The organism is Achromobacter maghribensis, from assembly GCF_057334215.1.
Map to the genome: position 1 here is coordinate 118,849 of NZ_JBHFII010000044.1, position 5,456 is coordinate 124,304.

General features: G+C 65.6%; 11 protein-coding genes. 5 read left to right on the top strand and 6 right to left on the bottom strand.

Going from position 1 to position 5,456, the window contains the following annotated elements; translation table 11 throughout:
• Positions 1–258: hypothetical protein (locus tag ACE039_RS18500; RefSeq protein WP_485822999.1), on the top strand; the 258-nt coding region annotated here is incomplete at its 5' end.
• A gap of 13 nt (positions 259–271) precedes the next feature.
• On the opposite strand, the gene ACE039_RS18505 is transcribed toward ACE039_RS18500, so the two are convergent.
• Both ACE039_RS18505 and ACE039_RS18510 read right to left on the bottom strand, forming a co-directional pair.
• Positions 272–454, bottom strand: a complete 183-nt coding sequence (locus ACE039_RS18505; RefSeq protein WP_448711237.1) for a DUF378 domain-containing protein — start codon at positions 452–454, stop codon at positions 272–274.
• 178 nt (positions 455–632) lie between these two features.
• Complete coding sequence (locus tag ACE039_RS18510) at positions 633–902, bottom strand: hypothetical protein (protein ID WP_485823000.1); 270 nt, start codon at positions 900–902, stop codon at positions 633–635.
• A 131-nt stretch (positions 903–1,033) separates the two neighbouring features.
• Here ACE039_RS18510 and ACE039_RS18515 point away from each other — a divergent pair, with 131 nt between their 5' ends.
• Positions 1,034–1,624 (top strand): hypothetical protein, encoded by a 591-nt coding sequence (locus tag ACE039_RS18515; RefSeq protein WP_313465315.1) that lies wholly within the window; start codon positions 1,034–1,036, stop codon positions 1,622–1,624.
• A gap of 4 nt (positions 1,625–1,628) precedes the next feature.
• Here ACE039_RS18515 and ACE039_RS18520 read toward each other — a convergent pair whose 3' ends face one another.
• The 3 genes from ACE039_RS18520 to ACE039_RS18530 form a co-directional block, all read right to left on the bottom strand.
• Positions 1,629–2,516, bottom strand: coding sequence for an SDR family oxidoreductase (locus ACE039_RS18520; protein WP_485823001.1), 888 nt, complete (start codon positions 2,514–2,516; stop codon positions 1,629–1,631).
• A 161-nt stretch (positions 2,517–2,677) separates the two neighbouring features.
• Positions 2,678–3,019: an ElaB/YgaM/YqjD family protein gene (locus ACE039_RS18525; RefSeq protein ID WP_105558664.1), complete on the bottom strand. Its 342-nt coding sequence runs from the start codon at positions 3,017–3,019 to the stop codon at positions 2,678–2,680.
• Between the two features lie 76 nt (positions 3,020–3,095).
• Complete coding sequence (locus tag ACE039_RS18530; RefSeq protein WP_105558663.1) at positions 3,096–3,428, bottom strand: four-helix bundle copper-binding protein; 333 nt, start codon at positions 3,426–3,428, stop codon at positions 3,096–3,098.
• 147 nt (positions 3,429–3,575) lie between these two features.
• On the opposite strand from ACE039_RS18530, the gene ACE039_RS18535 reads away from it, so the two are divergent.
• A complete protein-coding gene (locus ACE039_RS18535) occupies positions 3,576–3,839 on the top strand; it encodes a hypothetical protein (RefSeq protein WP_313464881.1) in 264 nt (87 codons plus the stop codon).
• On the opposite strand, the gene ACE039_RS18540 is transcribed toward ACE039_RS18535, so the two are convergent.
• Positions 3,825–4,895: a DNA topoisomerase IB gene (locus ACE039_RS18540; protein WP_485823002.1), complete on the bottom strand. Its 1,071-nt coding sequence runs from the start codon at positions 4,893–4,895 to the stop codon at positions 3,825–3,827. The genes ACE039_RS18535 and ACE039_RS18540 overlap by 15 nt on opposite strands.
• Before the next feature lie 182 nt (positions 4,896–5,077).
• Between ACE039_RS18540 and ACE039_RS18545 the strand changes: the two genes are divergently transcribed.
• Both ACE039_RS18545 and ACE039_RS18550 read left to right on the top strand, forming a co-directional pair.
• Positions 5,078–5,239: a hypothetical protein gene (locus tag ACE039_RS18545; protein WP_199196882.1), complete on the top strand. Its 162-nt coding sequence runs from the start codon at positions 5,078–5,080 to the stop codon at positions 5,237–5,239.
• Between the two features lie 49 nt (positions 5,240–5,288).
• Positions 5,289–5,441 (top strand): DUF3309 domain-containing protein, encoded by a 153-nt coding sequence (locus ACE039_RS18550; RefSeq protein WP_006219570.1) that lies wholly within the window; start codon positions 5,289–5,291, stop codon positions 5,439–5,441.
• The last annotated feature ends 15 nt before the right edge of the window (positions 5,442–5,456 follow it).

The following is a 5,456-nucleotide window of genomic DNA, read 5'->3' on the forward strand; positions in this document are numbered from 1 at the left end:
CCGCGGCAGGCAGTTTCAATAGGCTATACGGAGAGCAAGATGAAGCAACCCGCGAAAGAGAAGGCCAAGCCCGAGGCGAACACCCCGAATGATGAAGCCGACGCCGCCCGTCGCAGTGGTCAGTTCGGTGCGGACCAGCCCGGCTTCGGCAACACCCCGCCGGCAGCGAAACGGCCAGCGGACAAAAAGCCCAACACCAAGGGACCGGAGTTTGAAGAAGGCGGGCAGTACCCCGGTAAGCGTCCCGACGGAAAATAGGGCGGTTGGCGCCCTAGTCGGCGCCGTCGCCCCATTTGAACAGCAGCACGACGCAATGCAGCGCGGCCAGCCCGATCAGCCCTTGGACGGCGCGGGTTGCCGCCGCGTACGGCAAGATTTTCGCGAATACGTCCAGGTTGACGGCGGCGATCAACCCGCAGTTCAGACCACCCGCCACCACGGCAATTAGCGCCACCCAATCCAGCCAGGACAGCTCACGCGCGCGCGGTTCAGCCCCTGCGGCAGTTTCTGCTTCAGCAGTGGAAAAAACTCCATTATCGAGGGGCAGGCTATTGGCGTCCTCATGCGCAGCCGACGCGGGGCCAAGCGCGGCAGGGTGCAAGGACGACGGGGGCAATGGCGAAGGCAGGGGCTCACCCACCATTGCGCTCCGGATTCGGGGCTGAACGGGACAGGCCGGCTTCATCGCCGCCCGTCACACGGTCCGGCCCGATATCGCTGCCGTCGTCGTCGCGCGAGTCGGGTTCAACGCTTTCACGTTCCCCCGTCGCCTGGGAATCGCTGTCGGAATGCGCCATGCCGGGGGGCAGGTCGCTGGCCGAGTCCGAGGAATCGCTGGGTCCCAGATCGGGGCGGCCGGTGTCGTCCAAATCGGGAAAATCGGGGGCAGGAGGGCGGGGCATGGCGGTCTCCGGGCAAGGGTCGAAAGGCAGGGCAAGCGTGACTTGCGCAAGGCCCGACAGCAAGCGCCGTGCCATCTTCGGATGGGCATGCAAGTTGCTGCGCCCGGTACACATCCTTCCGGGAGATCGTCATGTCTTTGATTGTCGCCGCACGCTTCCAGACATTCGACCAGGCCACCGTGGCCGTGCAGAAACTCTTTACAGAAGGTTTCACTGAAGACGACGTGCACACCTTCTACATCAACACAGCGGGCGGGCATGCGCGATATCCATTAGGGGGCGACCGCGTGGCGGACCCCGACGCCAAGGGCGGGCATCTGGGTGCCGTGGCGGGCGCGTCGGCCCTGGGCCTGCTGTTCGCGCTATTGGGCGGCTTCATCGCAGCGCGAATGGCGGCGCCGATTCTGATCGTCATCGCGGCCGCCGGCGTGGGGGCATACCTGGGTGCCCTGGCCGGCGCGCTATGGATCGTGGGCCGGGACAAACGCAAAGTCCGCACCACCCCGCGCGACGAAGAAGAGCATCCGGCCGTGCGGGCGGCCGGCGTGATGCTGGCGCTGCATGTGCCGGTGGGCAAGGAGGCGCTTGCCCGCCAGGTACTGCGCGAAACGGGTGGGCGCGACATCGAACGGGCGCAGGGGCGATGGCAGAATGGCAAATGGCAGGACTTCGACCCCTTGACGCCGCCCGAGCGGGTGGAAGCGCCCACCTCCAACGTTTAAAGGATCAATCGCCGGCGCTGCCCGTGATGGGCAACACAATCCCCGTGATGTAGCTGGCGCAGGCCGGGGACGCCAGAAATACGTAGGCAGGCGAGATCTCTTCCGGTTGCGCCGGCCGTCCCAGGTCGGTCTGCTTGCCGAATTCCTTGATCGCCTCCGGACTTTGATCCGCGGGATTCAGCGGCGTCCAGACAGGGCCGGGGGCCACGGCGTTCACGCGGATGCCCTGGCTGGCCAGGTTCCCGGCCAGCGAGCGGGTGAAAGCGTGAATAGCGCCTTTGGTGGAGGAGTAGTCCAGCAATTTGGCGCTACCTCGCAGGCCGGTTACCGAGCCGGTATTGATGATGGACGCCCCTGACTTCAGATGCGGCAGGGCAGCCCGGGCCATGTAGAAGTAGGCGGTGATGTTGGTGCGCAGCGTCTTATCCCACTTTTCGTCGCTGATCTCGGTCAACGCTTCGGTGTGCTGCTGATACGCCGCGTTGTTCACCAGCAGATCCAGTTTGCCGAAGGCTTTTACCGTCTGGGCCACGGCGTCCTTGCAGAACGCGGCTTCTCGCACGTCTCCGGCGATCAGCAGGCAGCGACGGCCTTCGGCTTCCACCGCGCGCCGGGTTGCCTCGGCGTCTTCGTGCTCGTTCAAATACACAACGGCGACATCGGCGCCTTCGCGGGCGAAAAGCACGCTGACGGCGCGTCCAATGCCGGAGTCCCCGCCGGTGACGATGGCGGCCATGTCTTGCAGCTTGGCGCTGCCCCGATAGCCGGGGGCCTGGTACTGCGGCTTGAGCTCCATGTCGGCTTCGTTGCCAGGCTTCTCAAGATGCTGGTCCGGCATGGGGGGCGTAGGATGTGGACGGTCGCCGGTACCGGCGTTTTGGGGCTTGCTCATCGAAGGCTCCTTGAGTCAGGCGCGAAAGGCGCACTACGCCCAGGGCACGCAAATGTTGTTCCCGGCGATGGCAAGAACAACGCAAGCGGTTGACGACGATGCGAACGAGAAGGTGCAAAAAAAAGCCGGGCTGGTGCCCGGCCGGTGCCAGACTGGCGTGATTACTGGCGGCCCACGACGACGCCAAAAAGAAACGCCGCGCCGGCCACGAGGCCGATGGCCTGCCACGGCCGCGCGTGAATGTATTCCTCGGTGCAGTCCAGCGTTTCGCGCATCAGGTCGCTGGCATTGTCGGAGGCATCGCGCAGGCTGCGCCGCGTGGCCGTCAACTGCTCCGACAAGCGGGCTTTCAGTGCGTCCAGGTCCGAGGGGTCGGCGTCGCGCAATGTTGCCTCGATGTCATCGATCCAGCTTTCCGGATGGCGCGCGCGTCTGCGCGACCCACGATTGTCCGGGCCGTTCTCGGGAAAGTCGGAAGGCAGAGGGGTGTTCGTAGAGGCCATCTGAAAGCTCCTGGCAGTCGGGCGGGATTTCAACCATCGCAGACCGGCCCGTGCGGCTGCGCGGCGTGTCGGGGCGCTAGGCCTCGAGCATGTCCTGGCAGGCCAGGGTGCAGGCGAGGCAAGCGCCGGCGCAGACCTGGCAATGCTCCATGTCCTGGTGCGGCGTGCATGCGCGGGCGCATGCATCGCAAATCAGCGCGCACAAAGTACATAGCGCGGTAGAAAATTCGCCGTTGCGCGCCAGCATGGCGGCGCAGAGACGGCACACGCTGGCGCAGTCGGTGGCCAGGCTGATGCAGCGCTTCATCCGGGCCGCGTTGATGTCCAGGCTGGCCGCGGCGCATTGGTCGCAAGCCACCGCGCATTCATAGCAGGCTTGCACACATTGCTCGAAGTTTGGGTCTCGCATTGCATCTCCTTGTGAGTTCCCGTGGCGGTCAGCGAAGGCATGCCCGGCCGGACCGGGCACATCCGCTTGCAATTTGAAGGTACTGACAGTGCTTTATCCCGATGGACGGCCGTAGGATGGAATTTCGGAACTTGGCAGGAGATACCCATGAAAACCCGCTCCCGATCGACCGCCGCCGCGTCTGGCCAGGCAGACAAGTCCGCGCAAGCCGGTGCGCAGAACAACGCTAAGATACTGCCGCCGCGTGGCCCCGTCGATGTGCCGAAACAACCGGTGAAACCAGACGAGTCGACGCCGGACGAAGCGGCGCGCGACAAACGCGCGGTCGTCGACAACCAGACGGAATCGAACTGGGCCGACGGCGCCGCGCCGCAGCCGCGCGCGAAGAACGCCCGCTCATCCATTTTGTGATTCCCCTCGGCCGACGCGCCCGTTATCCGGGCCTGATTGGGCGCGCAAGAAGGCCAGCAGGCGGCGTTCGTCCGCGTGCAGGCCTCGCGGCGCCTCCGGCGCCCGGACCTTTGGCGGCAGGGCGCCCGCTAGGTAAGCGTCCAGCACGGCTGGGTGCACATAGCAGGCGCGGCACACGGCGGGCGTATTGGCCAAGCGTTGCGAGACCTGCTTGATCACGTCCGCCACGGCCTGCCTGGCTTGTGCTTCGTTTTCGAAAGGGCGCGCTTGCAGCGCGGCGTACGCCAGCACCGACCCCGCCCAGGTGCGGTAGTGTTTGGCGGTGAAATCGCCCCCGCCGGCGGCCCGCAGGTACGCGTTGACCGCGCCCGAATCCACGGGATGCTTGCCGCCGTCCTCATCAAGGTACTGGAACAACTGCTGGCCCGGAATCTCCAGGCAGCGCTTGATGATGCGGGCAACGCGGCGGTCTTTCACCGTGACGTCGTGGGGCACGCCGCTCTTGCCCTGGAAGCGGAAGCGGAAGCCGCCTCCCGTCACCGTCGCATGCCGCCGTTTCAGCGTCGTCAGGCCATACGACTTATTCGACCGCGCGTACTCGCGCGCGCCGATACGGATCAGCGTGGTCTCAAGAAGACGCACCAACGTGGCGATCACTTTGTCCTGGGCCAGTCCGGCCACCCGCATGTCCCGGTCTACCTGCCGGCGGATACGGGGCAGGGCCTGGCCGAACGCCAGCAGGTTCTGGTATTTGTCCGCGTCGCGTAATGCGGCCCAGTCGGGGTGATAGCGATATTGCTTGCGGCCCCGGGCATCGCGGCCGGTGGCCTGCAAGTGCCCTTCGGGCAGGGGGCAGATCCAGACGTCTTCATATGCCGGCGGGATCACCAGCGCGTGGATGCGGGCGATTTCCGCGGCGTCGGTGATGCGTTTGCCGCGCGTATCCAGATAGTGGAACGTATTGCCGTTCACGCGGACCCGCCGATAGCCCGGCTGCGTGTCGTCCACGTAGACCAGCGATGCGGGGGTGGGCGGCGAGGCGGGGGCGGCGTCCATGCGGGTCTCCAACGGCGTCGCGGGCGGTGAGCAAGCAGCGTGCCTGCGGCCGCTCGCGGACTGCCGGGCCGCCGCGCGGGCACGGCGCTTGCTGAGGCCGTCGGCAGCAACAACATCAGCGAAACGATCGTTGCGGCCGGGGCTATTCCCCGTTCCAGCAAGGATCCGTCAAGGAGAGTGCCATGCAAGCCACACTGCAGCTACACGTGCCGCCCAAGCCCGACCCGATTCCGCCCGGGTCGCCGCCGGGGGACCTCCCGGTGGAACCCGACACCGACGAACCCGAAGTGGATCTGCCGCCGTTGTCGCCGCCAGTCAAAGAAATAGATCCCCCGAAACGCTGACGCCCGCGTGTCGCCGGAAAAAACGAATCAATAACGACGAGGAGTCATCATGTCGACCATTTTGCTGATCATTCTGATCTTGCTGCTTATCGGCGCCGTGCCGGCGTGGCCGCACAGCCGAAGCTGGGGCTACTACCCCAGCGGCCTGCTTGGTATTGTCGTGATCGTGCTGATCGTGATGTTGCTGATGGGGCGGATATAAAAGCTGACGGCCGGC

Excerpts from the sequence above, each read along its gene's own strand:
- ACE039_RS18510 (WP_485823000.1), bottom strand. The coding sequence starts at position 902 with ATGCCCCGCCCTCCTGCCCCCGATTTTCCCGATTTGGACGACACCGGC.
- ACE039_RS18515 (WP_313465315.1), top strand. The coding sequence starts at position 1,034 with ATGTCTTTGATTGTCGCCGCACGCTTCCAGACATTCGACCAGGCCACC.
- ACE039_RS18520 (WP_485823001.1), bottom strand. The coding sequence starts at position 2,516 with ATGAGCAAGCCCCAAAACGCCGGTACCGGCGACCGTCCACATCCTACG.
- ACE039_RS18525 (WP_105558664.1), bottom strand. The coding sequence starts at position 3,019 with ATGGCCTCTACGAACACCCCTCTGCCTTCCGACTTTCCCGAGAACGGC.
- ACE039_RS18530 (WP_105558663.1), bottom strand. The coding sequence starts at position 3,428 with ATGCGAGACCCAAACTTCGAGCAATGTGTGCAAGCCTGCTATGAATGC.
- ACE039_RS18535 (WP_313464881.1), top strand. The coding sequence starts at position 3,576 with ATGAAAACCCGCTCCCGATCGACCGCCGCCGCGTCTGGCCAGGCAGAC.
- ACE039_RS18540 (WP_485823002.1), bottom strand. The coding sequence starts at position 4,895 with ATGGACGCCGCCCCCGCCTCGCCGCCCACCCCCGCATCGCTGGTCTAC.
- ACE039_RS18545 (WP_199196882.1), top strand. The coding sequence starts at position 5,078 with ATGCAAGCCACACTGCAGCTACACGTGCCGCCCAAGCCCGACCCGATT.
- ACE039_RS18550 (WP_006219570.1), top strand. The coding sequence starts at position 5,289 with ATGTCGACCATTTTGCTGATCATTCTGATCTTGCTGCTTATCGGCGCC.